The 26,355-nt window shown below is 68.9% G+C and carries 23 protein-coding genes; 9 read left to right on the forward strand and 14 right to left on the reverse strand.

The annotated features are described in order from the left end of the window. Window positions 1-93: 93 nt before the first annotated feature. The 4 genes from NM961_RS04020 to NM961_RS04035 all read left to right on the forward strand — a co-directional run bounded on the left by NM961_RS04020 (window position 94) and on the right by NM961_RS04035 (window position 3,868). Window positions 94-1,113, forward strand: a complete 1,020-nt coding sequence (locus NM961_RS04020) for a zinc-binding alcohol dehydrogenase family protein (protein ID WP_255911524.1) — start codon at window positions 94-96, stop codon at window positions 1,111-1,113. A 95-nt stretch (window positions 1,114-1,208) separates the two neighbouring features. Next, entirely contained in the window at window positions 1,209-2,225 is a 1,017-nt protein-coding gene (locus tag NM961_RS04025) for a magnesium and cobalt transport protein CorA (RefSeq protein WP_255911526.1), read from the forward strand. 332 nt (window positions 2,226-2,557) lie between these two features. Next, window positions 2,558-3,160 carry an RNA polymerase sigma factor gene (locus NM961_RS04030; protein WP_255911528.1) on the forward strand — a complete coding sequence of 201 codons (603 nt, stop codon included), beginning with the start codon at window positions 2,558-2,560 and terminating at the stop codon, window positions 3,158-3,160. Between the two features lie 39 nt (window positions 3,161-3,199). Then, window positions 3,200-3,868 carry an anti-sigma factor gene (locus NM961_RS04035; RefSeq protein WP_255911530.1) on the forward strand — a complete coding sequence of 223 codons (669 nt, stop codon included), beginning with the start codon at window positions 3,200-3,202 and terminating at the stop codon, window positions 3,866-3,868. 134 nt (window positions 3,869-4,002) lie between these two features. Here the strand turns inward: NM961_RS04035 and lgt are convergent, their stop codons facing one another. Beyond that, window positions 4,003-4,848 (reverse strand): prolipoprotein diacylglyceryl transferase, encoded by an 846-nt coding sequence (gene lgt / locus NM961_RS04040; RefSeq protein WP_255911532.1) that lies wholly within the window; start codon window positions 4,846-4,848, stop codon window positions 4,003-4,005. 359 nt (window positions 4,849-5,207) lie between these two features. Here lgt and olsE point away from each other — a divergent pair, with 359 nt between their 5' ends. Next, window positions 5,208-6,137: an ornithine lipid hydroxylase OlsE gene (gene olsE / locus NM961_RS04045; protein ID WP_255911534.1), complete on the forward strand. Its 930-nt coding sequence runs from the start codon at window positions 5,208-5,210 to the stop codon at window positions 6,135-6,137. A gap of 224 nt (window positions 6,138-6,361) precedes the next feature. After that, complete coding sequence (locus tag NM961_RS04050) at window positions 6,362-6,733, forward strand: hypothetical protein (RefSeq protein WP_255911536.1); 372 nt, start codon at window positions 6,362-6,364, stop codon at window positions 6,731-6,733. A 107-nt stretch (window positions 6,734-6,840) separates the two neighbouring features. Here NM961_RS04050 and NM961_RS04055 read toward each other — a convergent pair whose 3' ends face one another. Next, window positions 6,841-8,250 (reverse strand): RtcB family protein, encoded by a 1,410-nt coding sequence (locus NM961_RS04055; protein ID WP_255911538.1) that lies wholly within the window; start codon window positions 8,248-8,250, stop codon window positions 6,841-6,843. Between the two features lie 189 nt (window positions 8,251-8,439). Next, the gene (locus tag NM961_RS04060; protein ID WP_255911540.1) at window positions 8,440-9,420 is read right to left on the reverse strand and encodes a GlxA family transcriptional regulator; all 981 of its coding nucleotides are present in this window, start codon (window positions 9,418-9,420) and stop codon (window positions 8,440-8,442) included. Window positions 9,421-9,607: 187 nt separating this feature from the next. Between NM961_RS04060 and NM961_RS04065 the strand changes: the two genes are divergently transcribed. The 3 genes from NM961_RS04065 (at window position 9,608) to NM961_RS04075 (ending at window position 12,784) form a co-directional block, all read left to right on the forward strand. After that, window positions 9,608-10,459: a dienelactone hydrolase family protein gene (locus NM961_RS04065; protein WP_255911542.1), complete on the forward strand. Its 852-nt coding sequence runs from the start codon at window positions 9,608-9,610 to the stop codon at window positions 10,457-10,459. Continuing rightward, the gene (locus tag NM961_RS24105; RefSeq protein WP_255911544.1) at window positions 10,456-11,352 is read left to right on the forward strand and encodes an NAD(P)-dependent oxidoreductase; all 897 of its coding nucleotides are present in this window, start codon (window positions 10,456-10,458) and stop codon (window positions 11,350-11,352) included. Before NM961_RS04065 ends, NM961_RS24105 begins: the two co-directional genes overlap by 4 nt. Window positions 11,353-11,674: 322 nt before the next feature. Next, the gene (locus NM961_RS04075; RefSeq protein WP_255911546.1) at window positions 11,675-12,784 is read left to right on the forward strand and encodes an alpha/beta fold hydrolase; all 1,110 of its coding nucleotides are present in this window, start codon (window positions 11,675-11,677) and stop codon (window positions 12,782-12,784) included. A gap of 363 nt (window positions 12,785-13,147) precedes the next feature. On the opposite strand, the gene NM961_RS04080 is transcribed toward NM961_RS04075, so the two are convergent. From NM961_RS04080 to NM961_RS04130, 11 genes are all read right to left on the reverse strand, one after another. Further along, window positions 13,148-15,853 carry an ATP-binding protein gene (locus NM961_RS04080; RefSeq protein ID WP_255911548.1) on the reverse strand — a complete coding sequence of 902 codons (2,706 nt, stop codon included), beginning with the start codon at window positions 15,851-15,853 and terminating at the stop codon, window positions 13,148-13,150. A 91-nt stretch (window positions 15,854-15,944) separates the two neighbouring features. Next, window positions 15,945-16,568, reverse strand: a complete 624-nt coding sequence (kdpC, locus tag NM961_RS04085) for a potassium-transporting ATPase subunit KdpC (RefSeq protein WP_255911550.1) — start codon at window positions 16,566-16,568, stop codon at window positions 15,945-15,947. Window positions 16,569-16,587: 19 nt separating this feature from the next. Continuing rightward, window positions 16,588-18,633 (reverse strand): potassium-transporting ATPase subunit KdpB, encoded by a 2,046-nt coding sequence (gene kdpB / locus NM961_RS04090; RefSeq protein ID WP_255911552.1) that lies wholly within the window; start codon window positions 18,631-18,633, stop codon window positions 16,588-16,590. 57 nt (window positions 18,634-18,690) lie between these two features. Further along, the gene (kdpA, locus tag NM961_RS04095) at window positions 18,691-20,403 is read right to left on the reverse strand and encodes a potassium-transporting ATPase subunit KdpA (RefSeq protein WP_255911554.1); all 1,713 of its coding nucleotides are present in this window, start codon (window positions 20,401-20,403) and stop codon (window positions 18,691-18,693) included. A 13-nt stretch (window positions 20,404-20,416) separates the two neighbouring features. Then, window positions 20,417-20,506: a K(+)-transporting ATPase subunit F gene (gene kdpF / locus NM961_RS04100; RefSeq protein ID WP_255911556.1), complete on the reverse strand. Its 90-nt coding sequence runs from the start codon at window positions 20,504-20,506 to the stop codon at window positions 20,417-20,419. Window positions 20,507-20,548: 42 nt separating this feature from the next. Continuing rightward, window positions 20,549-21,250, reverse strand: coding sequence for a TorF family putative porin (locus tag NM961_RS04105; protein WP_255911558.1), 702 nt, complete (start codon window positions 21,248-21,250; stop codon window positions 20,549-20,551). 305 nt (window positions 21,251-21,555) lie between these two features. Then, window positions 21,556-23,067 carry a hypothetical protein gene (locus NM961_RS04110; RefSeq protein ID WP_255911560.1) on the reverse strand — a complete coding sequence of 504 codons (1,512 nt, stop codon included), beginning with the start codon at window positions 23,065-23,067 and terminating at the stop codon, window positions 21,556-21,558. Window positions 23,068-23,076: 9 nt separating this feature from the next. Continuing rightward, complete coding sequence (locus tag NM961_RS04115; RefSeq protein WP_255911562.1) at window positions 23,077-24,090, reverse strand: caspase family protein; 1,014 nt, start codon at window positions 24,088-24,090, stop codon at window positions 23,077-23,079. 5 nt (window positions 24,091-24,095) lie between these two features. Then, window positions 24,096-24,845, reverse strand: coding sequence for a M12 family metallopeptidase (locus NM961_RS04120; RefSeq protein WP_255911564.1), 750 nt, complete (start codon window positions 24,843-24,845; stop codon window positions 24,096-24,098). A 10-nt stretch (window positions 24,846-24,855) separates the two neighbouring features. Then, window positions 24,856-25,791, reverse strand: coding sequence for a DUF2304 domain-containing protein (locus NM961_RS04125; RefSeq protein ID WP_255911566.1), 936 nt, complete (start codon window positions 25,789-25,791; stop codon window positions 24,856-24,858). Window positions 25,792-25,810: 19 nt separating this feature from the next. Further along, on the reverse strand, window positions 25,811-26,191 hold the full coding sequence (locus NM961_RS04130) for a hypothetical protein (protein WP_255911568.1): 381 nt from the start codon (window positions 26,189-26,191) through the stop codon (window positions 25,811-25,813). Window positions 26,192-26,355: the final 164 nt, after the last annotated feature.

A 26,355-nucleotide genomic window follows, 5' to 3' on the forward strand; every position in this document is an offset into this window, starting at 1 on the left:
ACGCGGCTATATCCGTTACCCGAACGCCCGCAAACGCCCCGAAGCCACACGCTTCGAACCGCCAATCCCGAATCCCAACCCCGGATCCATCCCATGAAAGCCATCGGCTACTACAAGAACCTCCCCATCGACGACGCCCATGCCCTGGTCGACCTGGACCTGCCCGAACCCCAGCCCGGTCCACGCGACCTGCTGGTGGAGATCCGCGCCGTCTCGGTCAATCCCGTAGACACCAAGCTGCGCCGCAACGCCGCGCCGGCCGAGGGCCAGGCCCGCGTGCTCGGCTTTGACGCCGCCGGCGTGGTGCGCGCGGTCGGCTCTGAAGTGAGCCTGTTCAAGCCTGGCGACCGCGTCTGGCATGCGGGTTCCATCGTGCGGCCGGGCTCGAACGCCGAGCTGCAACTCGTCGACGAACGCATCGCCGGACATATGCCGGCCAGCCTGGACTTCGCCCAGGCCGCGGCCCTGCCGCTGACCGCCATCACCGCCTGGGAACTGCTGTTCGACCGCCTGCAGGTCAGCCGCGAGCACAGCGGCGGCCAGACCCTGCTGGTCACCGGCGCCGCCGGCGGCGTGGGTTCCATCCTGGTGCAGCTGGCGCGCCGCCTCACCGGCCTGCGTGTGATCGGCACTGCCTCGCGCGCGGAAACGCGCGACTGGGTGCTGGGCCTGGGCGCGCACGACGTGCTCGACCACAGCCGTCCGCTGGCCGGGGAACTGGGCCGCATCGGCGTGTCCGCGCTCGACTACGTCGCCAGCCTGACCCATACCGACCAGCACTACGATGCCTTCGTCGAAGCCCTCCGGCCGCAGGGCCGCCTGGGCCTGATCGACGATCCGGCCACGCCGCTGGACGTGATGAAGCTCAAGCGCAAGGCGCTGTCGCTGCACTGGGAGATGATGTTCACCCGGCCCCTGTTCGAGACCCCGGACATGATCGAGCAGCACCGCCTGCTCGGCGAAGTGGCGCGCCTGATCGACGCCGGCGTGATCAGGACCACGCTGGGCGAGCACTACGGCCGCATCGACGCCGCCACCCTGCGCCGCGCCCACGCGCTGATCGAAAGCGGCAAGGCGCGCGGCAAGATCGTGCTGGAAGGCTTCGCCGCCTGAGACCCGGCCGCGGCCGGCTCCGGGCCGGCCGCGCGGCGGTTTGCGCTGCCGGCGGCTTGCGGCATCATTGCCGCGCCTTTACGTGCGAGCCGCCCATGAATCTTGCTCCCAGCGCCAACCCGCCCCTGCCGGTGGACCCGCACACCATGGTGGTCAACTGCGTGGCGTATTCGACCGACACCGGGCAGCGCCTGCGCGACATCACCATCGCCGAGATCAGCGAGGTGCTCAAGGACAAGAGCAATTTCGTCTGGGTCGGCCTGCACGAGCCCGACGAAAGCCTGCTGGAGCGGCTGCAGGAGGAATTCGACCTGCACGAGCTGGCGGTGGAAGATGCCCACGCCGCGCACCAGCGCCCCAAGATCGAGGTTTACGGCGATTCCCTGTTCATCGTCGTGCACACCGCCCAGGCCGTCGGCAGCAAGATCGAATTCGGCGAGACCCACATCTTCCTCGGCCGCAACTACCTCGTCACCGTGCGCCACGGCGCCTCGCTTTCCTACCAGCCGGCACGACGCAGCTGCGAACAGTCGCCGGAACTGCTGGCGCTGGGGCCGAGCTACGGCCTCTACGCGGTGCTCGATTTCATCGTCGACAACTTCCTGCCCATCGTGCGCGATTTCCGCAGCGAGCTGCAGGACCTGGAAAAGGACATCTTCGAGGACACCTTCAAGCGCGACACCATACGCAATCTGTACGAGTTGAAAAAGGAACTCGTCACCCTGCGCCTGGCCGTGGCGCCGCTGCAGGACATCCTCAACCAGCTGATGCGCTTCCACCCCAGCCTGATCCGCGACGATGTGCGGCTGTACTTCCGCGATGTATCCGACCACGCTGCGCGCATCAACGAAGCCACCGACACCATGCGCGAGATGCTCACCGCGGCCATGAGCGTGAACATGTCACTGGTCACGGTGGCGCAGAACGAGGTGGTCAAGCGCCTGGCCGGCTGGGCCGCCCTGCTCGCCGCGCCCACCCTGCTGACCAGCTGGTACGGCATGAACTTCCGCAACATGCCGGAGCTGGAAAGCGGCTATCACTATTTCATCATCGCCACCGTCGCCATCATCGGCGGGCTGTTCCTGGTGCTGCGCCGGGCCAAGTGGCTGTAGCACCCGGCCGGAATTGCCAGGCAGTCCGCAGTTTCCGCCGCGGCCCGGCGCCGGGCTGCGAGGATCGCCGCCGCCGCGACAGTTCAGCCAGGGACTGACGGCAGCGGCGCGGCGAAAGCACCGTCTGCCGGCCGCCCCCCTGAATGCCGAGCTTGCCCATGCTGGCTGTCACCGCCCCCGCGCCGTCGCGGCGCCGCACCATCGCGAGCCCTGCCGCGCCGGCCCGGCGGCATAAGCCACATTTCAGATCTTCACAAGTCCACCACACGCCTAGGCAGGTTTTAACCGTTTGGTTACGATCGGCTGCAGATACCAGCCCGCGACCGCCCTGCATGCCGAACGGTCTAGACCTCGTGCCCGCCGCCACGCCGCCACCTGATGCAGAGCTTGCCGCGCGCGTCGCCCGCGGCGACCGCGCCGCCGAGACGCTGCTGGTGCTGCGCTACACCCGCGCCGTGCTGGCGGTATTGCACAAGCGCCTGCCGCAGCAGCCGGAACTGGCCCGCGACCTGGCCCAGGAAACCTTCATCATCGCCTTCGCCCGCCTGCGCGGCGAAGGCATGGACGACCCGGAGCGCCTGGCCGGCTTCCTGCGCAAGACCGCGATCCACCTGGTCATCGGCGAACTGCGCAAGACCGCGCGCCGGCGCACCGACGCCGACAGCGGCAGCATCGCCGATACCCTGGACGAGGCCGCCGGCCCGGCCGCCGTGCTCGAACGCGAGCAGACCAACCACATCGTGCGCCACGTCATCGCCGAGATGCCGGTGGCGCGCGACCGCGACCTGCTCTGGCGCTACTACGTGCTGGAGCACGACAAAGCCTCGCTGTGCCATGCCTTCACCCTGAGTCTCGAACATTTCGACCGGGTGGTGCACCGCGCGCGTACCCGTTTCAAGGAATTGGTGGAGAAATACCATGTGTCCGCGCCCTGAATCCCGAGCGCAGGCCAGCCTGCCGCGGCAGCCGCGACGATGAACGTGTCCTTCCCGCCGCAAAGCGAGCGCATCCGCGCCTATCTGGACGACCAGCTGGACGAGGACGAACTGGAGCACTTCGAGCTGGAGCTGTTCAGCGATCCGCAGCTGCTGGACGCGGTCGAATCCGAACGCCTGCTGCGCCAGGGCCTGCGCGATCTCGATGCCGAGCTGCGCGAGCGCGTGCAGCGCCTGGGCCCGCCCCCTGCCGTTGCGGCCGCCGCCGCGCGGCGCCCGCCCCTGCCGCTGCTGCCCATGGCCGCCGCATTGCTGCTGGGCCTGATCCCCGCCGGCCTGCTCTGGCTGCACGGCAATCCCGCCGCCAGTGTCGGCAATGTGCACCAGGCCCAGCTGGGCCAGCTGCGCGGCGCCGCGGTGCGGCTGCAACTGCCGCCCCAGGCCGACAACCTGCTGCTGCTGATCCCTCAGCTGGCGCGCGAGGGCGTGGACAATTACCGCGTGGAGATACAGGGGCCGGGCGCGTTGCGCCTGGAACGCGACAAGCTGGTGCCGGGGCTGGACGGCCAGCTCAGCTTCTCCGTGCCGGCGGCGCAGCTGCTGGCCGGCGACTACAGCGGACGCATCATCGCCCGGCGCAGGGATGGCGGCAGCGAGACCGTGGGCGAGCTGAACTTCCAGCTGGAAAAGCTCGCCGCCGCGCGTTGAACGGCGCGGCCATGCGCCGCAGCCGGCCCGTCGTCCCGGGCGCGCGGCAACCGGCGCCGCGCTGAACGCGCCGCGTCCCGTACCTGATCCAGGTCGCGGCAGGTTGCGCGCCGGCTGCGCCGCCGGCACTGCGCTCAGGCGGCCGGCACCCGGCGCGAACGCCACAGCAGATAGAGGCCAATCAGGATCAGCGGCAGCGACAGGATCTGCCCCATGGTGACCCAGCCGAACGCCAGATACCCCAGCTGCGCATCCGGCTCGCGCACGAATTCCACGCTGAAGCGGAAGATGCCGTACAGCAGCGCGAACAGGCCCGACACCGCATAGCGCGGCCGCGGCTTTGCCGAGAACAGCCACAGCACGACGAACAGCAGCACGCCTTCGAGCAGCATCTCGTACAGCTGCGAAGGATGGCGCGCCTCGTGATTGAGCTGGCCGGCCTGGTACAGGGCCAGCAGCTCCTGGTGGGTCTTGTTCATGTGTTCCAGCGTGCGCGGGAAGATCACGCCCCAGGGCAGGTCAGTCTTGCCGCCCCAGAGTTCCGCGCCGATAAAATTGCCCAGGCGGCCGAAGCCCAGGCCTATCGGCACCAGCGGCGCGACGAAATCCATGGTGTCGAAGAAATGCACGGCATTGCGCCGCGACCAGACCCAGCACGCCACCATCACGCCGAGCAGGCCGCCGTGGAAGGACATGCCGCCTTCCCATACGCGCAGCAGCGAAACCGGATCGGCGATGATCTGCTTGCCGCCGTAGAACAGCATGTAGCCCAGTCGCCCGCCGACGATCACGCCGATCATGGCGTAGAAGATCAGGTCGGAATATTGCTCGTAGCTCACCGGCAGACGTCCCGCCGCCAGCCGCCGCTTGCCCAGCCACCAGCCGAACAGACCGCCCAGCACGTACATCAGGCCGTACCAGTGGATGGCGACCGGCCCCAGCGAAATGGCGATCGGATCGATGTCGTGGAAATAAGGCATCGCGCAGTTCCGGCAAGGCAAACCCGGATTCTCGGTCGGGCCGGGCGGCCCCGTCCAGCCGGCGCGGGACGGGTGGCGCGCGCGGCGCCGGGTCCGGCGAGGAAGGCGACGGCGTATTGCCGTCCGGCGACAGCCGATGCACGCCACCGGCAACCGTCGCGAGCCGGTGCCGCAACGCGGTCCGTACAGGCACTCCGGCGCTGGACCCAGCCTCCGCTCCGTCCCGCGCAAACCGCCATTCCCGCCCGGCGCCGCGGCTTGCCCAGGATCGCGCGCTATGCTTGACTGGGCTTTCACGCGCAATTGACGGCCCGCCCCACGCCGCGCTGCGCGTACCGTCGGGGGAAGTTCGCATACACATGGATACGGCAAATCCGGGCCGCCTGGCCTATCTGCTTTCATGGCTGCTGTGGCCGTCGCTGTACGGGCTGGGCCTGTACGGCTGCCATCTCGCCCTGGCCAGCGCGCATCCGCTGGCCTGGTTCAACGTGGTCTATATCTCGCTGGTGCTGTGCATCGCCGTGCTCGAACGGCTGATGCCGCATGAACCGCAATGGCTGCTCGACGACGGCGAGACCGGCAGCAATCTCGCCCACACCCTGTTCACCAAGGGACTGGTGCAGATCGGCGCGGCGCTGGCCGCCACCGTCAGCATGGTCACCGCCGGTGCGCTGCAGCCGGCGACCACGCCGGCGCTGTCGCTGTGGCCCGCGCACTGGCCGCTGCTGCCGCAGGTGATCCTGGGCCTGGTCATCGCCGAGCTGGGCCTGTACGTGGCTCACCGCGTCGCGCACGAATGGCCGGCATTCTGGCGCTTCCACGCCCTGCACCACAGCGTCACGCGGCTGTGGGTGGTCAACACCGGCCGCTTCCACATCGTCGATACCTGCTTCAAGGCCGTGCTGGGGCAGATCCCGCTGTATCTGCTGGGCGCGCCGCTGCCGGTATTCCTCTGGATCAGCGCCGTCACCGCGGTGACCGGCCTGCTCACCCACTGCAACGTGGTCATGCGCACCGGCATGCTGGACTGGGTCTTCTCCACGCCCGCCCTGCACCGCTGGCACCACTCCAAGGTACTGCCCGAAGGCAACCGCAACTACGGCGAGAACCTGGTGCTGTGGGACCAGCTGTTCGGCACCTACCACAACCCGCCGCAGCGCCCGCCGGTGGACATAGGCATACCGGGCAAGATCGCCCGCGGCTTTGTCGCCCAGCTGCTGCAGCCGTTCCATGCGGAGGGCGTCAGGCAGATCATGACCAAGCGGTTCGACGTGCAGCGCAAGAACTGATCCACGCCGCGATGCCGGTCTCTGCGCCGACGTTGATCGCGGCGCACGGGATCCTCCGCGGCATCGGCCGGGCACACTTCGATTGCCGTACGCTGCGCCAGCCGCGGAACCCGGCGCAGTGCTCAGGGTCTGCGCTACTTCTCGCCGGCCTGCTTTTTTCTCATTGTCCATCGCGCGGCCTGCCGGTCCCGCGCCAGCAAACCGCTTCACTACCGAGCCTGCCCATGCGACTGCCTCTCCTGCTCAGCCTGCCCCTGTTTCTGACCGCCACCCACGCCATCGCCGCCGACTGCCCGCCGCCGGCCGACGGCAAGCCTCACGGCAATCGCCTGCGCTGGGCCACCGCGAGCGAACAGGACAGCTTCGGCTTCGAGGTATTCCGCGCCGAAAGCGAGAACGGCGAAGCGGCCAGGATCACCCGGAATCCCATCCTCGCCGCCGGCACCACCGACGAAACCCACAACTACGAATACCGCGACGAGGCAATAGATCCAAAGCGCGACTACTGGTACTCGGTGGACCTGATCCATACCGACAATTCGCGCGAACGGATCATTTCGGCGTGGAAGGCGCCGGCGAAGTGTGCGGGCAAGTGACAGGCGCGGCGTTGCGGCAAGGTTCCCCGCCTGAGCGCAGGCACGTTCCCCGCACGCAGTGAGGACAGCCCCGGATTGCTCCGGGGCGCCACCTACTTCACTGCCACTCAAGCCTTGAACGTCCGCCACGGCCGCAGCCGCACCGCCGCACGCAGCAGTCCGGCATCTTCCTGTGCGGCGATCACCGGACCTATCGGCTTGTACGCCTCCGGCGCTTCCTCCCAGCGGCGCTCTTCGCGCAGCGCGAGGCAGCGCCAGGTTTCAGTACCCTGCGATGCGGCCGCTTCGCGCCGCATGGCCTGGCGGCGCACCGCGCGGCCGGCGCCGTGGCTGCACGACCAGAGCCAGTCCGCATTGCCCAGACCCGACACCAGATACGACGCATCGCCCATGGAGCCCGGCAGCAGCGCCCACTGCCCTGCCTGTGCCGGCGTCGCGCCCTTGCGGTGCAGATTGAGGCCCTGCTCGCGGGTCACCACGTTGTGCGGCACATCGACCACCAGCCGCGAGCCGCCGGCGCCGACGCAGGCTTCCAGCGCCTCGCGCACCCATTCGGCGATGACGACGCGATTGAGCCAGGCATAGCGCGCCGCCGTGCCCATGGCCTGCAGGAAGCCCTCCGCTTCGGCGCCGCGCAGCGCGTAGAGGCGGCTCTGCGGATGCTTGTGGCCGGCCGGCCACAGGGCGCGGGCGCGGTCCATCCAGCGCTGGCCCACATGGAAACCCATGCCGCGCGAACCGCTGTGGATCATCACGACGACCTCGCCCACGCGCAGGCCGGCCGCGTAGGCGACATGCCGGTCCAGCACCGCTTCGACAATCTGGAATTCCACGAAGTGGTTGCCCGAACCGACCGTGCCCAGATCAGGGGCGCGCACCGTGCCGCTGCCCTCGGTCCAGGCCTCCGGCGCATGCGCCGCATTGCCGCCGAAGGACTGCAGCGCAATGCAGTCGCGCACTTCGCGCAGCAGCCGCGTGCGATCGGCGCCGGCCCAGACACCCTGCGCGTCCAGCGCATCCAGGCAGGCTTCGGGGCCATCGTCGAACAGGGCGCGGAAGGCGCCCGCGCGCAGCGGCACGTCGGTCTCCGCATGCAGCAGGCGCCGCGTCAGCGCGCCGGTCCAGCGGGCTTCGTGCGCCGCCAGCTGCGCCTGGGTCAGGCCGGTGGTGATGAGGCGCATGCCGCAATTGATGTCGGTGCCTATCGCCGCCGGCACGACCACATCCGCATCGGTCGCGACGATGCTGCCGACCGGTGCGAGGCTGCCCGGATGGAAGTCCGGCGTGGCGCAGGCGCAGCGCACCGGCGCGGGCCGGTCCGGCCAGCCCACGCCGGCGAAATCGAGCAGCTGCTGCACGGCCTTGATCTCAAGCGGAAAGTCGTCGGGCAGCAGCAGCTGGGCGGCCGCGTCGCCGCGGCGCACACGCCATACCAGTCCCGCACGCTCGACGGTCACGCCCGCACGCGCCAGCGCTTTCGCCAGGCGGGGCGTCAAAGGAAACAAAGAGGAAGTCATCGGAAAGAACCTGCTGAATCGAACAAGCACAGGCGTCGCCCCTGGAAACAGGAACGGACGCAGTGAAATTCAGCAGCCGATGAAGGCGCGCGGAGTGGAACACGGGGCGCAACAGCCTGTCAACGCGACGCGGCATTCCCGCGCTGAAACCCGGCCAACATTTTCACACGCCTCTTCCGCGGCAAAGCCTCAGCGCGCGACCGTGGTATTCGCCCGGAACTGCCGCGGACTCGCCCCCGCCGCCTTGCGCATCAGCCGGCGCAGCGCGGTCGCGTCGCGATAGCCGACGGCGGCGGCGATCTGCTCTATCGTCATGCGGCTGTTTTCCAGCAGCGTGCGTGCGCGGCGCAGCTTGATGCTCTGGATCAGGCCGCTGGTGCTTTTGCCGGTGGCGCGCCGCACGTGGCGGCTCAGGGTCTTTTCCGACACGCACAGCTCGCGCGCCAGGCGCGAGATCGGCGGAATGCCGGGCAGCGATTTTTCCAGCCGCGCCGTGAGCTGGGCCACCAGCGCATGGCCGCTGGCCAGCACTTCGGGCACGACGAACGGCGACTGCGACTGGCGGTGTTCCAGCAGCAGCAGGCGCGCCACCCTGTCGCTCAGCGCCGGGCCGCAGCGTTCGCGCAGCAGGTGCAGCATCAGGTCGGCATGGGCGAAGGCGGCGCCCGCGGTGACGACAGGGCCGTCGGCGCAGACCATGCGCGCCGCGTCGACAGTGCAATCCGGCGCCAGCCCGGCCAGGGCCGGCGCCAGCCACCAGGTCGTGGTCGCGCGCCGCCCGGCCAGCAGGCCGGCCGCATGCAGCACGAACACCGCGGAGCACGAAGCCGCCACCGTGCCGCCGCGCTGTACCTGCGCGCGCAGCCGCCGGACCAGGGCGCGGCCCTCGGCCGTGGCCATGCGCGCGGCGATCGCCTGCGGATCGGCGCCCAGGCCGGGAATCACGCAGACGGAGCGGCTGTCGCGCCGCCGCGGCGGCAGCGGCCGGGTCTCCACGCTGATGCCGTCGCGCAGCGGCACGCGGCCGCCGGCCAGCGAATACAGGCCCCAGCCGGGCGCGGCGACACCCAACCGGGACGCCACCTGGGCGGCCGCATCCAGGATGTCCCGGCTCATGGCCACGCTGCTGGGGTAGGCGCCTTCGATGACCAGGATCTCGAAATCCTTCATGTCCGTTCCAGCCCGAAAGACGTCCCATTGGACACTGGGCCGGCGGCGCTGTCGAGGCTGTAATGCACCTGGAAGACCGCGCAGCGGCCGCGACGCGGATGCGCAGCGCCGCCGCTGCAGCAGCCTGACCATGCACAGCGACGGCAGACTGCGGTCGGCGCGCACACACTCATCCGCGGAGGACACGATGGAAACCGCAGCGCAGCACCAGCACGACGACGATCTCGCCGATTTCCACGCGCGCACCTTCACGCTGGAAGGCGCCAGCCGGCGCGTGTTCGTATCCGGCAGCGGCCCCGGCGTGATCGTGCTGGCGGAGATGCCCGGCATCAGCCCGCATGTCGCACGCTTCGCGCGCTGGGTGCGCGAAGGCGGATTCAGCGTCTATCTGCCGTCGCTGTTCGGCGTCGACGGCGCCGTGGCGCGGGCCGAGGAAGGACTGGCCGTACTGCGCCGCGCCTGCATCAGCGCCGAATTCCATGCACTGGCCGGACGCGGCGCCAGCCCCGTCACCGCCTGGCTGCGCGCGCTGGCGCGGCGCGTGCGCGAGGAATGCGGCGGACCGGGCGTGGGCGCGGTAGGCATGTGCTTCACCGGCAATTTCGCCCTGTCCATGACGCTGGAACCGGCGGTACTCGCGCCGGTAGTGGCACAGCCTTCCCTGCCGCTGGACGATCCGGCCGCGCTGGAAAGCGATACCGAAGAACTGGCCGCGATCCGCGCGCGCCTGGAGCGCGACGGACTCAGCGTGCTGGCCTATCGCTTCGAAGGCGACCGCCATTGCCGCGCCGAGCGCTTCGCCGCCTACCGCGCCGCGCTGGGCGAACGTTTCGTCGCGCGCGTGCTGCCCGATTCCGCGGCGAATCCGGATCCGCCGCCCTTCTTCCGCGACGTGGTCGCCAGCCCGCACAGCGTATTGACGGCGCATCTGATCGACGCCGCCGGCGAACCCACGCTGCAGGCGCGCGACGAAGTGCTCGCATTCCTGCGCCGGCGGCTGTATCCGCAACCGCTGTTCGAGGCGGAGACCATTCTGTGACCCAGCCCGTCGGCACCATCGGTTTCATAGGCACCGGCCATATGGGCCTGCCGCTGGCGCGCAATCTGCTGCGCGCGGGCATTGCCCTGCGCGTGTGGAACCGCACGGCGGAAAAATGCGAGGAACTGGTACAGCTGGGCGCCTCGCGCGCCGCATCCGCCGCCGCCCTGTTCCGCGGCTGCGACACGGTGTTCGTCATGCTGCTCAACGAAGCGGCTCTGGATGCCGTACTGGCCCGCGGCACGGCCGGCTTCGCGGCCCTTCTTTCGGGAAAAACGCTGGTTCAACTCGGCACCACTTCGCCGGACTACTCCGCGGCGCTGGCCGGCGACGTGCGCGCGGCCGGAGGCGCGTATGTGGAAGCGCCGGTATCCGGTTCGCGCGTTCCCGCCGAGCAGGGACAGCTGGTGTGCATGCTGGCCGGCGACGAGGCCGACATGGCGCGCATACAGCCGTTGCTCGCGCCGCTGTGCGCCCGCGTATTCCGCTGCGGCGCCGTACCCGGCGCGCTGCGCATGAAACTGGCGGTGAACCATTTCCTGATCGGCCTGGTGACGGTGCTGGCCGAAACCGTACACGCGGCGCGCGCCGCCGGCGTGGATCTGGCGACCTTGCGCCAGGTGCTGGACGCCGGCCCCATGGCCAGCGCGGTATCGCGCGGCAAGCTGGAAAAATTGGTGAGGGGGGATTTCTCCGCCCAGGCCGCGATCCGCGATGTACGCACGATTGCACACCTGGTATCCGCGCAATGCGCGGCGGCGGCAGCCGAGGCGCCGCTGATCGGACACTGCGCGGCGCTGTACCGCCAGGCCGAGGCTGCGGGGCATGGCGACTGCGACATGAGCGCCGTCATCCATGCCTTCGCCGCGGCCGCACGGGATGCGACGCCATGAAGCCGGCTTCGCAGCGGCAAGCACCGCGCAGAGCCCGCATCGGCCACCGCATCCACGCCGCGCGAAAACACTTCCATGCACGTGCGCGGCGCCAGCCGCACGGCTGGCGCATCCGCTCATGAAGCACACCACCACACCGTACCGAAATCCTCCTGTCGCAGGCACAGCTGCACCTCATCAAGCCGATCCCGGCGACAGCCACCGCCGCTTCCTCGCGAACCGGCAGACACCCAAAAACGGATCTGATACGCCGATGCGAAACACCGCCATGTCCCGCCGCGCAGCCCAGGCTGCCGTTAACAGGCCCGCAGTTGCGCCGCGCATGTCCACCGCACGCGAACGGCAGCGCCAGGTGCCGCGCTGCGCCGCACTGGCACTCGCCGCGCTGCTGGGCGCGACGGCCGCCGCCGCGAAGACGGAACTGGTGCCGGTGGCACAGGTGGAACAGGAATACGTGAAGCCGCACCAGCTCGTCGATGTAGGCGGCGGCCGCCGCATCAATCTGTTCTGCCTGGGCGAAGGCAGTCCCACCGTCGTATTCGATTCCGGCCTCAGCGACTGGTCCAGCACCTGGGCGCTGATCCAGCCCACGGTGGCCAGGAGCACCCGCGCCTGCTCCTACGACCGGCCCGGCATGGGCTATAGCGATCCCTCGCCGCTGCCGCGCACGCCGCAGGCGGCGGTGGAAGATCTGCACGCCTTGCTCGAACGCGGCGGCATCGGCGGGCCGGTGGTGCTGGTCGGGCATTCGCTGGGCGGCTTCTACATCAAGCTGTACGCGCGCACCTATCCGCAGCAGGTCGCCGGACTGGTGCTGGTGGATCCGGCCGAGGAACGCCTGTGGCAGCGTGTCACACCCGGGCTGGCGCGGCGCTTCGGCGCCAAGCCGGTACGCGCGGCGGCCAGGGAGGACGAGACCGACATGGCCGCGGCCATCGCGCATTTCCAGGACTGCGCGCAGACCACCCGCGCCGGTGGCCTGGATGAAGAAAAATACCGCCGCTGCACGGATCCGGTACGCCGGCCGCTGGGCGAAGTGATCCTGAAAGAACGCCGGGCCCTGCAACAGACCGTTGCCTATCAGGAAACCCAGGCCTCGGAGATCGCCAACAGCATGTATGCGGTGAATCCTGCCGCCGATGCCGGCTACCGCCGCCTGTTCGGCGGCCGGCATCCGCTGGAGGATCTGCCGCTGGTGGTGTTGACCCACGGTTTCTACGATCTGGCCGACCCGCTGGGTGAAGTGCATTACCTGAGCTGGCGCCGGGCCAACGAAATGACGGCAGCCCTGTCGCGGCGCGGCCGGCACGAGATGGTGGCCAACGCGCATCACAATATCCAGATCGACCGGCCGGATGCGGTGGTGGATGCGGTGGCGGGGCTGCTGGACGTAGTGCGGGGGCAGGACACGGCGGAACAGGCGAAGAAATAGCGGTTCACGCGGCAGCTTTGGCCCTCTCCCCCCAGCGCGTTCACGCGCTCGGGGAGAGGGTTGGCTGGGGGCGGCGCTTCCGTCGGATCGATGTCGGGGGTTTCGCCGTTCCGCGGCCTGCTGAATTTTCAGGTGAAGATTCAAACTTGACCGCCGGGGTTCGGCGTTGCCCGCCCTGTGCGCCGGGGCCTGGTTTTGTATGGCGAACGACGTCGCGGATGGGTGGCGCCGGCAGGCTGGTCATGCACGCCTCCGCTTCGGCTTGTTTCCTCGCCTTGGCTTTTCGCCTTAGCCTCTCGCCCCGCCTCACTTCACCGCTTTGCGACGTCTCAACTCCCGCCCCGCTTCACGTTGCGTCTCGCCTCAGCCCTCGTCCTCCACCATCCCCGGCACGCCGCCGAGCGGCAGGCTGACCCGTATCGTGGTGCCGGTGCCATTGGCGCCGGGCAGGGCCTCTACCGAGCCGCCGTGGGCGCCGATCATGCCCTGGCAGATGGACAAACCCAGACCAGTCCCCTGCTTGCCGCGATCGCCGCGTTCCACCGAATAGAACATGTCGAAGATGCGGCCACGCTCGTCCGCGGGTATGCCGGGGCCGGAATCGGTCACATCAATGCGGATCTCCTGGCCGAGCTGGGCGTAGCGGATGCGCACCGCGGCGCCGGGCGGTGAAAATTTCGCCGCGTTTTCCATGATGTTGAACAGCGCTTGTTCGATCAGCGCCGGATGCACGTAGAGCAGCGGCAGTTCTTCCGCCGGGCCGCTGCGTTCAAACGGCGTTTCCGGATACACCTTGCGCAGCCGCAGCAGGCAGGACCCGATGATCTCGTCCAGCGATACCCAGTCGCGCGCGAGCTTGAGCGTGCCGTGGCCCAGGCGGGTCATGTCGAGCAGGTTCTGGATATAGCGGTCCAGGCGCTGGCCTTCGGAGACTATGCCGCCGAGCAGTTCGGCGCGCTCATCCGCGCCCAGCTGCGCGCCGTAGCGCTGCAGGCTCTCGGCGGAACCCAGCATGGCCGCCAGCGGCGAGCGCAGGTCGTGCGAGACCGAGGACAGCAGCGCGGCGCGCAGGCGTTCGGTTTCGCCCTGCAGGCGGGCGTTCTCCAGCTCGTCGGCAAGGCGCGTGCGGGCCAGCGCCTGGGCGATGTCGTGGGCGATGGCCTGGATCAGGTCGCGGCGCTGCGAGGACAGCACGCTTTGTTCCGGATCGAAACGCAGCGCCAGCACGCCCAGGCGCACGCCGTCGTCGCTCAGCGGCAGCAGCCAGCAGCTGGCTGCGTTGAGCGTGTCGGTGTAGCGGCCGGCAGGCTGGTCGTGAGTGAGGCTCCAGTCCGCGGCGGCGCGGTCGGTCGCGCTCAGCTGCAGCGCCGCAGGCACCGCGGCCGCCGTGGCGAGCAGGCCGGCGCCGGGATCCGGCGTCAGTATCGCGACTTCCGCATCGAAGGCCTGGGCCAGGGTGCGCGAGCCTATGGCCGTGACCTGGCCGGCATCGGCCGCCGCGGCGAGTTCGCGCCCGAGCCGGCCGAGGATGCCTGCATGCGCGTTCGCCTCGCGCAGCATCTGCACCTGCAGCGACAGGCGCGTGGCCAGGCGCGAGCAGATCAGCGCAGTGGCGAGGAACAGCGCCACGGTCAGCGCGTCGCTGCCGTTGGCGATGGCCAGGGTGTAGCGCGGCGGCGCGAAGAAGAAGTTGTAGCCGAGGAAGCAGATCACCGCGCTGAACACCGCCACGCTCATGCGCGAGCGCACCGCGACGATCAGCACCGCCACCGTGAACAGCTGCGACAGATTGGAAACCGACAGCACGCGGTCGGCCAGGTGCGCCAGGGCCAGCGCGACCAGCGATACGGCCAGGGCAAAGCCGTAGTCGCGCAGCGGCGCCCGGGCGTTCTGCTGCAGCGCGCGGCGCGAGCGCGCCCGCGCCAGCGGCGTGGCGACGATGGTCAGCTCGAAATGCGCGCCGCGCATCAGCAGTTGCTGGGTCAGGGTGCGGTTGAACAGGCGCGCCAGCGGCCGTTCGCGGGTACGGCCGATGACGAGGGTGGCGACGCTGTTGCGGCCGGCATAGCCGAGCAGTTCGTCCACCACGTCCACGCCCTGCAGGGTTTCCGTCGTGGCGCCCAGGCGCCGCGCGAGGCGCAGCGCCGCATCCAGGCGTGCGCGGTGATCCGCGTCCTGCACGGCGCGGCCGGTGTCGATATGCAGCACGGTCCAGGGCGCGTGGCGGCGCTCGGCGATGCGCCGCGTCACGCGCACCAGGTATTCGCTGTTTTCGCTGCCGTCGACGGCGACCAGCACGCGGCGGCGCACCGGCACCGGGCCGCTGCCCTGGGCAGCCTGGTATTCGCGCAGATCCGCATCGACGCGGTCGGCCACGGCCTGCACCGCCAGTTCGCGCAGGGCGGTCAGGTTGGATGCGGTGAAGAAACGCTCCAGCGCGCTGGCCGCCAGTTCGGGCAGATACACCTTGCCCTGGCGCAGGCGCGCGATCAGCTCGCGCGGCGGCAGGTCGATCAGCACCACATCGACCGCACGGTCGAGGAAGGCATCCGGCACGGTCTCGCGCACGCGCACGCCGGTGATCTGCTGCACCACGTCGTTGAGGCTTTCCAGATGCTGGATATTGACCGTGGTGTAGACGTCGATGCCGGCGGCGAGCAGTTCCTCGATGTCCTGGTAGCGCCGCTCGTGGCGGCTGCCGGGCACGTTGCGGTGGGCAAGTTCATCCACCAGCAGCAACTGCGGCCGGCGCGCCAGCGCGGCGTCGATGTCGAATTCGTCATGGGCGCGGCCGCCGGAAGCAGCGGCGCGGCGCGGCAGCAGTTCCAGCCCTTCAAGCAGGGCCTGCGTCTCGGCGCGGCCGTGGGTCTCGACCAGGCCGACGACGACATCGCAGCCCTGGCGCTTCAGCTCGCGCGCCGCCGACAGCATGGCGAAGGTCTTGCCCACGCCGGGCGCGGCGCCGAGGAATACCTTCAGCTGGCCGGCCTGCTCGCGCTCGATCTGTTCGAGCAGGGCGTCGGCCTTGGCGCGGCGGGAACGCTGGTCGGGAGGCGGCGTCTCAGGCATCAGCTGGGCTCGGCGGACAACGGCGCAGGACGACGGCGCGACGCATCCCGGCGCCGGCGACCAGGGCGCAAGGGTAGCAGCGCCGCAGGCTTCACGGCCTCGCGCCCTGCGCATCCAGCGCCAGGTTCAACGCCAGCACGTTGACGCGCGGCTCGCCCAGCACGCCCAGGGTGCGGCGCTGGGTATGGCTGCGCACCAGCGCGGCGACGGCCTCGGTCGGCAGGCCGCGCGCCTGCGCCACGCGCGCGACCTGCACCTGCGCGCCCTGCGGCGACAGGTGCGGGTCGATGCCGGAACCCGAGGCGCTGATCAGCTCGGCCGGTATCGCCTTGGCCGGCACGCCCTCGCGCGCCGCGACGGCGGCGGAATCCCGGGCCATGCGCTCGCGCAGGGCCGGATTGCTGCTGGCGAGGTTGCTGCCCGACAACGCCTTCGGATCGAAATTCGCCGCCGACGGCCGCGGCTGGAAATAGCGCGCATCGGCGAACGGCTGGGCGACCAGGCTGGAACCGACGATGCGGCCATCGCGTTCGATCAGGCTGCCGCCGGCCTGGTGCGGAAACAGCAAGCCGCCGAGCAAGGTCGCAACGGCCGGATAGAGCAGTCCGCAGAAGACGACGAACAGCGCGCTGCCGAGTACGGCCGGCCGCAGGCCGCCGCCGCTGTCGTCCAGCGGCGCGGCGGCAGGAATACGCGGGGATGCAGTGGAATTCATGATGTTCTCCAGAAACGGTTCAGCGCGCGCCGAACAGGGCGGCGAGCAGCAGGTCGATCAGCTTGATCGCGACGAACGGCAGCGCCACGCCGCCGACGCCGAATACCAGCAGGTTGCGCCGCAGCAGCGCCTCGGCGCTGCCCGGCCGGAACGAGACGCCGCGCAGGGCCAGCGGAATCAGCGCCGGGATGATGAGTGCGTTGAAGATCAGCGCGGCCAGCACGGCGTTGACCGGGCCGGACAGCCGCATCACGTCCAGCGCGGCCATGCCCGGAATGGCCGCGACGAAGATGGCCGGAATGATGGCGAAATACTTGGACACATCGTTGGCCAGCGAGAATGTGGTCAGCGCGCCGCGGGTAATCAGCAGCTGCTTGCCGATCTCCACCACCGACAGCAGCTTGGTCGGGTCGGAGTCCAGATCGACCATGTTGCCGGCTTCCTTGGCCGCCTGCGTGCCCGAGTTCATGGCCAGGCCTATGTCGGCCTGGGCCAGGGCCGGCGCATCGTTGGTGCCGTCGCCGACCATGGCAACCAGGCGCCCCTCGGCCTGCTCGGCGCGGATGCGGGCGAGCTTGTCTTCGGGCCTGGCCTCGGCGAGGAAATCGTCCACGCCGGCTTCGGCGGCGATGGCCGCGGCGGTGAGCGGGTTGTCGCCGGTAATCATGACGGTGCGCACGCCCATGGCGCGCAGGCGGGCGAAGCGCTCGCGCACGCCGTGCTTGACGATGTCGGCCAGCGCGATCACGCCGAGCACGCGGCCGGCGTCGGCCACCACCAGCGGCGTGGCGCCGCCGCGGGCAATGCGGTCCACTGCGGCATCCAGATCGGACGGCACCTGTGCCTGCACCGAGCGCGCCCAGGCCACGATCGCGCTTTTCGCGCCTTTGCGGATAGGCCGCGTGTCCAGGTCGACGCCGGACATGCGCGTCTCCGCGCTGAACGGCACGAATACCGAACCCGTGATGTCGCCCGCCGTCGCTCCCTGGGCCTGGGCCAGCGCGACGATGGACTTGCCCTCGGGCGTAGGATCGGCCAGCGACGCCAGCAGCGCGGCTTCGCGCAGATCCGGTACGCGCGTGCCGCCGACGGCGATGAACTCGGTCGCGCGGCGGTCGCCCAGCGTGATGGTGCCGGTCTTGTCCAGCAGCAGCGTGTCGATGTCGCCGGCGAGTTCCACCGCCTTGCCGGATTTCGCGATCACATTGGCTTCCAGCGCGCGGTTCATGCCGGCAATGCCGATCGCCGGCAGCAGGCCGCCTATCGTGGTCGGGATCAGGCAGACCAGCAGCGCCACCAGCACCACCACGTCGATGTGCACATTGGCAAATTGCCCCAGCGCCGGCAGGGTGACGACGACGATGAGGAAGACCAGCGTCAGCGCCGCCAGCAGCACGGTCAGGGCAAGTTCGTTCGGCGTCTTCTGCCGCTGCGCGCCTTCCACCAGCGCGATCATGCGGTCGAGGAAGCTCGCGCCCGGCTGGGCGGTGACGCGCACCTTGATCTCGTTGGACAGCACGGTGGTGCCGGCGATCACGCCGGAACGGTCGGTGCCGGCCTCGCGCAGCACCGGCGCGGATTCGCCGGTGACCGCGGCCTCGTTGATCGAGGCCACGCCTTCGACGATCTCGCCGTCGGCCGGGATCTGCTCGTTGGCGCCGACCACGACAATATCGTCCGGACGCAATTCCGCCGCCGGCAGGTATTCAAACTGGCCGTTGCGCCAGCGCCGCCCGACCAGCTGCGAACGCGCCGCGCGCAGGCTGGCCGCCTGGCCGCGGCCGCGCGCCTCGGCCACGGCTTCGGCGAAGTTGGCGAACAGCACGGTGACGAACAGGATCAGCGCGACGACCATCTGATACAGCCAGGGCTGGCCCTTGGACATCGCCTGCACGGCCAGCGCCGCGGTCAGCACGGTGCCGACCAGCACCACGAACATGACCGGATTCTTCATCGCCGTGCGCGGCGCAAGCTTGAGGAAGGCGTCGCGCGCGGCTTCCTGCACGGCCTGCGCCGTGAAGCGGGCTGCATGCGCCTTGACGCCATGGCGGGATGAGGTTTGCATGGGAATTCTCGTTGCGTGGGGAGCGGCGTCCCGCGCAGCTGCGCGGGACTGCGGCGATCAGGGCGCGGCCAGCATCAGCTGCTCGCCCACCGTGCCCAGCACCAGGGCCGGCAGGTAGGAGAGCACCGTAATCAGCACGATGACCGCGATCATGGTTGCGCCGAAGGTGGCGCTTTCGATGTCGAGACTGCCGGCGGTGTGCGGTGCCTGCCGCTTGCGCGCCAGGCTGCCGGCGACCATCAGCGGGACGATCAGGCAGGGATAGCGGCCCAGCAGCAAGGTGGCCGAGGTGCTGAGGTTCCACCAGTACGTCGCATCGCCCAGGCCTTCAAAGCCGGAACCGTTGTTGGCATAGGCCGAGGTGTACTCGTAGAACACCTGGGCGATGCCGTGCAGGCCCGGATTCGAGGTGCCGGCCACATCCGGCAGCGCCAGCGCCAGTGCGCTGAAGCCGAGTATGGTCAGGCTCTGCAGCACCACCAGGAAAGACAGCAGGCGCACTTCGCCGGTTTCCAGCTTGCGGCCGAACACTTCCGGCGTGCGTCCCGTCATCAGCCCGGCGATGAAGATGCTGAGCAGCAGGAACACCAGGTGGCCGACCAGGCCGCAGCCTATGCCACCCCAGATCGAATTGATCAGCATGTTGACCAGGGCGACCGTGCCGGCAAGCGGGTTGAGCGAATCGTGCATCGCGTTCACCGAGCCGTTGGCCGTCTGCGTGGTCACCGCCGCCCACAGCGACGAGGCGGTGGCGCCGAAGCGCACCTCCTTGCCTTCCAGGTTCGGCCCCGGCGCCGCCAGTTCCGCCGTGGCCGCGTTGGGCTGCTGTTCGGAATACAGCGCCGCGCCCAGCGATACCAGCGACAGGGTTGCCATCACGCCGAAGACCAGCGCGGTGAGCCGGCGCCGGCCGGTGAACGGTCCGAGCATGAACACCACGGCCAGCGGAATCACGACGATGGCAATGATCTCGATGGCATTGGCCAGCGGCGTGGGGTTTTCCAGCGGCACAGCGCTGTTGGGCCCATACCAGCCGCCGCCGTTGGTGCCCAGCTGCTTGGTCGCGACCATGGCCGCGACCGGTCCCAGCGGAATCACCTGCTCGCTCATGCCGGTGCTGGCGTCGATGGGTTGCGCGGTCTTGGCGCCGGCGAAGGTGCTCGGCACGCCCTGCATGGTCAGCGCCAGTGCAACCAGCAGCGCCAGCGGCAGGAATACACGCAGGGTCAGCCGCGTCACATCGACCCAGTAATTGCCCAGGTCGCGCGCCTCGCCTTCTTTCGCCGTGGCCGCGTTGCGGCCGCCGAACAGGCCGCGCAGCATGGCCGCGGCAATGCCCAGGCCCATCATCGGCGTGAGCACCTGCAGGCTGACGATGCCGACCATCTGCGACAGGTAGGACAGCTGCGCCTGGCCGGAATAGTGCTGCTGGTTGGTATTGGTCAGGAACGAGATCGCGGTATGCAGCGCCAGGTCCCAGCGCATGCCGGGAATGCCGTCCGGGTTCAGCGGCAGCTGATGCTGCAGCATGAATACCAGCCAGGCGAACACGCCGAGCACGGCATTGCTGAGCAGGAAGGCCAGCGCATAGCCGCGCCAGCTCATGCCGCGCTGCGGGTCCACGCGCAGCAATCCGTAGATCATGCTCTCGACCGGCGCGAACACCACATCGGCGCGGCTCGTTTCGCCCTTGAGCACGCGGGCGAGGTAATGTCCCAGCGGCCAGGCCAGCACTACTGCCAGGCCCAGGATCAGAATGACTTCAGCCACGGCACGCTCCCGGTCAGAACTTGTCCGGCCGCAGCAGCGCGACCAGCAGATAGGCGCCGAGCGCGAGGCTCAGCAGCAGCAGGAAAATCGTCGATGCGCTCATGGCGCCCCCTTTTGCTTGCGTTGGCGGGCCGGCGGCGCCGGCTCAGAAATTCCAGCTCGCGGCTGCCTCGAAGCGGCTGCCGGCGACACCGGGAAAAATCCGTTCGGCGCTGTCGCTGGTCCAATGGCCGGAAGCGCGCAGGTCCACGTTTCCCAGGGTATAGATGGCCGAGAGCTGGGCGCGGCTGTAGCTGGCGCCGTAGGCATCGTCCAGGTCGTAGTGCGCCGCTACGGTCTCGAAACGGAAACGGTCGCCGAGCGGAAATTTCGCGCCCACTTCGGTGTATATGCCGCGCTCGCCGCTGGCCAGCACATTCTCCGACCAGCCCAGCAGCAGCCACCAGCGCTGGTCCAGGGCGAGCGTGGCGATCACTTCGTTGTAGTCGAGATTCAGCGGCGCGCGCGTGCCCGGATAGGTGAAGCGGGTCAGGTTGACATCAAGGTTCCAGCGCCCGGCGAAGGTGCGGTTCCAGCCGGCGACCAGATCGACCTCGGCATCGCTGCCTGCGGCGTCGCCGTAATCGACGCTGGAGCCCCACAGCGCGCCGTAGAAGCCCGAATCAAGCACCAGCCTGGCGCCGAGCTGCGGCGCTGCGTTGCCCTGGGTCTGCGAGATGCCGCGGAACACGTAATCGCTGGTCAGCGCGGCGGAGCCGCTGAAATCCAGCGCCTGCGCCGCGGGCGCCGCGAACACAGCAGCGGCCAGCACAGCGGCGCCGCGACAGTTGGGTGTGAAAGGAGTCATTGCCACCGGCACATTTCCACTCCGGAATGGAGCGGGGAAAGTGTCCGGCGAAGGCGCGTAAACGGACCAGATGCACGCGGCGGCCGGCGCGTAAACGCTGCGTAAAATCGGCATCGGACCCGCCTGTTCCGGCTGCTGCCGTGCAGGGCTCGGCGTGATGGTTCAGACCGAATTTATGCGGCGGCGCGGCGCGAATGGCGCCGTCACGGCGAGCGCAAACGGAATGACTTATGTCTGCTCGCGGAATACCGCGCAGCGGCGGTTGCCAGGCCTTTTCGAAGCGGACGCTCCGGGCGCAGCACAGTTCAGCGGAGTTTTTCCTGGAAAATCGAAAGGGGGATGCCGAAGCTGTCGGCGAAAGCTTGCTCTTTGCCTTCGGCAATAGCGGCAACCACCTTCTTGAACTCCGGCAAAAACCGGGCTTCGTCCAGCTTCAGCGTTTCCGCCAGGTCGCGATCAGGGCTGCGCGCAGCGGATTCAGCGCGCGCCGGATCCGAACGATCCGTGGCAATGGATCGCGGCGGGGAACTATCGGAAAGTCCCGCAGCTGCCAATTGTTCAACGAGGCCATGCAGTGTACGCCGGGCCGAGTGCCGGCCCGGCGCCCATGCGAGATAAGGACCCGCCGCGCCGGCGGCCCCCGTGACGCTCCACAACCCGCGGCCTATCCAGGTGTCGCCGTCGCGGGCGGCGCTGGCCTTCAGCACGTCCCAGCTCACGCGGAACATGGGCGGGCTGGAAATCGCGACCTGTTCCCTGAGGCGGCCGGCCCTCAGCCGCAACGCCGTCAGATCGGGAGCGTCCGGCCATTGCGGGTCCTCGTGGGCAAGCTCCTCCTGTATCGCCGCATAGGACTTCAGCCGCTCTCCCAGCCATCTTGCGCGATCCGGATGAAGCAACGCCGTGAGATTGGCAAGCACCTCCGCGACGATGCCTTCCGCACCGCCGGCCCGGGCTGCCGCATGGGGTCCCAGCTCATAGGCGGTATTGCCCGCCTCGCTGCGCGCGCGGGCATCCAGGAAAAGATGCAGTCCGGTAATCCCGGCAATCGGGTTGTCGTATTTCTGGTGCAGCAATTCGTCGACCAGACGGTCGCTGGTGAAGATCGCCCGGCCCCGTTCCAGCGCGCTTCTCGCCACTTCCACGGTTTCCCAGTGGTCGTGGTAGACAACGTTGCTCTCCGGCCTGGCCATCTGTATCGAAACGTCGAAAGGCGATGGCCCATCCGCGCGCTGTGCGCGCAGAAAGACGCGCGTCTGCCAGCCCTGCGCGACCAGCACCGACTGGCGCGATACCCGCGATCCATTCCTCAGCTCCAGCACGAAAGGCCCCTGCGCGGGATCCGCGGCGATGGCGGCCGCCGACCACACCTCCTCGCCGATCAGCGCGCTGTGCGGCGTGCTATCCAGTTTCACCGCGTGGCGTGTGCCCTGCCACGGAAAGATCGACGCGCCGGCAAAAGGCCTTTTCCTGTCAACAACAGCTGCGTCCCCGTGCGCCAAGACCAGGATGGCGGGTCCGCGGACTTGCTCCAGAACCTCGCGCGCGAAGGTTTCGATGCGGTTGACGTCGCGCAGCATCGGCCCGATCGGCGCGATGGCGGAAAACTGTGTGATGAAGAGGTAGTGATCCTGGGCCCGCTCATCCAGTTCGACCAGCTGCTCGCGCAGCGCACCGGCGCGAACCACGCGGATCTTGTAAAGCCCGCGAGGCAGCTTGCCTCTGTAGACACCGACCGACCGCGCCACGCGGGTCAAGCTGGCATCCATGACGAAGACTTCGGCATCGTTGTTGGTATAGACGGCGAGTTCCGGCACGGCGTGCTCCTAGTCGATGTCCCGCGGAGTAAGCGCACCGATCTCGAACAGCCTGTCCACACCGTCGCCGCCGAGCTTGTAGAGGCCTACGCCCAGATCGAAGCTCACCCAGCCCTGGATAACCGGCGCCGTCTTCTGCAGCGGGCCGGGCGGACTGGTCAGCGTCAGCACCGTGCCGTCCGGTGCCAGGGTCCCGTCCTTGCGCCTGGCGCGTACGCGGTAGATCGGATGCGGGCGGATCGCAAACAGCATGTCGTCCTCCTGCGGCACCATGGCGAACTGGCTCTCGCCTGCGGCACCGTCGAGTGCGCCGTTGCGCAGGAAATTCGCCAGCGAGCCCGAACGCACCTCGCCCTGGAGATTCGCCGCCGCACCGTTGAGGCCATTGAGCAGCCGCCGGGTGAAAAGCCCACGCACGGCGCCGCCGGGCCCGACGGCGCCTTCGTAGGCTTTGCGCCCATAGCCCGAGGCGAATGCCGTGAACACCCGGGCCGGCGGCGGCGGGCGCTCGGCCGTGTTGGCGAGGCCTGCGGGCCGGGTGCGGTTGTATTCCAGCGCCTGCGTGCCGCAACAGTCCATCCACAGCACCAGTTCGTCGAAATGCGTCTGGTTGGCGAACCAGTCTATCCAGGCGGGCACTTCCAGATTCGGCACCCAGCGCACGCCGGCGGCATCGGCCAGGATCAGGCAGCGCGAACGCGGATCCGGCGCCAGGCCGTGGCCTGCCGCGTAGACGTAGAGCCGGTTGGCGACCTTGGGCGCGGCGGATTTCACGTAAGGAATGAAAGCCGCATCGACATCCGACACCACCGGGCGGGCCGTGTGCAGATTGGTCACCGCCCAGGGCGCGCCGTTGACACCGGTGGAGGTAATCAAGGTGACGTCCGCCTGGCCGACCTTGACCAGCCAGTCCGCCACATCCTCGGCATCCTGCACCGCACCGGCCAGGTCATTCGGCGAACTGCCGTCCGCGCCGAAGTTCGGATAGCTGCCTATGCCTATCACGATGGCCTGGTCCGCCATGACGGCTAGCCTCCGAACACCGGGCGCAGGCCGTAGGCTTTGCGGATCAGCGCCTTGTCGGCCTCGCTCAGCACGGTGTTGAAACCTGCGGCGAAGCCGTTCCTGGTCCAGCTTGGAAGGATCGGATACATCATGATCGAGGCCGCATCGACATCGGTGCCGAAGATCTGGCCCGGGTCGTAGCGATGGAACATGTTGGCGTCGATCTTGTCGTCGCTCCAGCCCTGCGAAGCGCGCAGATCCTGGCGCACTTTCTCCTTGTTCCAGTCTATGGGCCTGGCGGGATTCATGTGTTCGTGGACCAGGCCCAGCGCATGGCCGAATTCATGCAGCACGACAGCGCGGGCCTCGTCCTCGGGCAGCGCCATCGTCATCCATCCCAGGTTCATGGTGCGTTCCCTGCGGTCGACCGCCTGGGCGAAACGGCCCAGCCTGGAAAAACTGCCTATGCCGGGCTGGAAGGCGACACGGATATCGGCGCCGGCCGGATCGAGACCGTTGCCGATCCAGAATTCAAAACTGAAGTTAGCGCCGGTTTCCTGCGGCCAGGCCTGCGCCAGCGCGGCAACGCGCCGGTGCAGTTCCGGCGCGCCGTCCAGGAAGGACACGCGCAATTTGACGCCCCGCCCCCAGAACGCCGCATTGAGCAGCGCGGCACGCGCAACCAGTCCGTTGGCGGCGGGCGTCTGGAAGCCGATGTCTTCGAGACTGGAACAGAAGCGGTGATCGTGGGGAATGACGTCGTTTTCCGACATGGCGGCAGCCTCACAGGTCGCGGCAGCGATAGACGATGCGGTCTTTCAGCTCGGCGCCGAAACACTCGCTGAGCGGGAACCCGCCGCCGCCGTGAGCCGCCACGACCGGATCGGAACTGCCCCAATACCCCGCCGGCGCCCAGCCGCCGGCGTTCAGCGGTCCTCCGCTCACGACGGCGAGCTGGCCGTCCAGCGCCGGCGGGGATCCGGCATCCGACTTCACGCCGGCGATGACGAACCGGCCCTGCAGCGCCGCGTCGCGTGCCGCGCCGGCGCCGGGCAGCCGCCTCCAGGTTGGATTGCGCTCCAGGCTGTCGAGAATCTGGTCGGAGGTTCCGGACAGACTGAGGCCGAGGTGGTGGGCCACTTCGATGACGAAGCGGTTGCTGCCTTCGCGGAACGGACCGCCAGGCCCCGATTTCGACCACACATCGGCACAAACCTGCCGCACGCGCGTATCCGCGAAGCTAGGCAGGGAAAGCGTCTCCGGCGGCACTAGCGAGGCCGCCAGGGCTGCCTCGCCGGGATTGCTGCCGTGGAAATTCACGGTGACGCCCGGCGCGGCCGGCGGCGCTGCGGGCCGGGTCGGATCCAGCGCCATGGGAGCCACGGTCTGGCGCGTTTCGGTGCCATAGCCGTAGCCCTCCGCCGGGTTCTTGCGGCGTCCGTCGAGGAACCAGTCGAAGTCGAAATTCCGTGAGGCGTTCACCAATCCCAGCAGCACGAAGAAATAGGCGAAGAATCCGATGCCCAGACCCACGCCGTAGGCGCCGAACAAATCGCTGTTGCCCGGAAACAGCGACAGCACGGCCGCGCCGCCGACGACGCCAAGCAGCGTCGCTATATCGCCGAAGCTGATGTCGCCACGCCGGTAGCGGTTGACGAAATAGACATTCCAGCCGAGCACCGCGCCGAACAGCAACGCACCCAGAATTTTCCAGTCCATGTCTGCTTCCTCGCCCCTGTCATTGCTCTGATTCGGCGCTGCCGCGCCGGGAGACCGAAATCGCCATCCGTACCAGGCCGGACACCGCCGCGCCGGCCGCCAGCCAGATCACGTGCCTGGCCCCGGCCAGGGTCCAGGTCGCGGCCGACACGGCCAGCGCGAACGCGCAGGCCCAGACGGCGAAATGCATTCGCGTGCGGACCGCGGCCGGCCGCTCGCGCAGGACCCGGCCCGCGACCGTCAGCGCGGCAACGGCACCGATGCAAAGCGCTCCCGACTCAGACCACATGTCCACCTGCCGCTGTGCCGCGCATCTGCCTTCGCCGGCTGCGCCGGCTGCGCCGCCGGCGAGCCCCTGCCGGAACAGCACGCGGGACGATGCCTTGTTCACCTTCGTCAACGCCGCACTTTCTGCGCGTTTTCCAGCTGTGCAGATTCCAGGTGCTGCCAGTGGCCGGAATCTCTCAGGCCATTGGGTCATCGCGCGCGTGAGCGGCGTGGGCCGACGCAAAAAAGACGCCGCCAGCCTTCTTCACGGAAACGATGCGCAGGATCTGAGTCGGG

This window comes from Tahibacter harae, from assembly GCF_024437735.1.
Taxonomy (GTDB): Bacteria; Pseudomonadota; Gammaproteobacteria; order Xanthomonadales; family Rhodanobacteraceae; genus Tahibacter; species Tahibacter harae.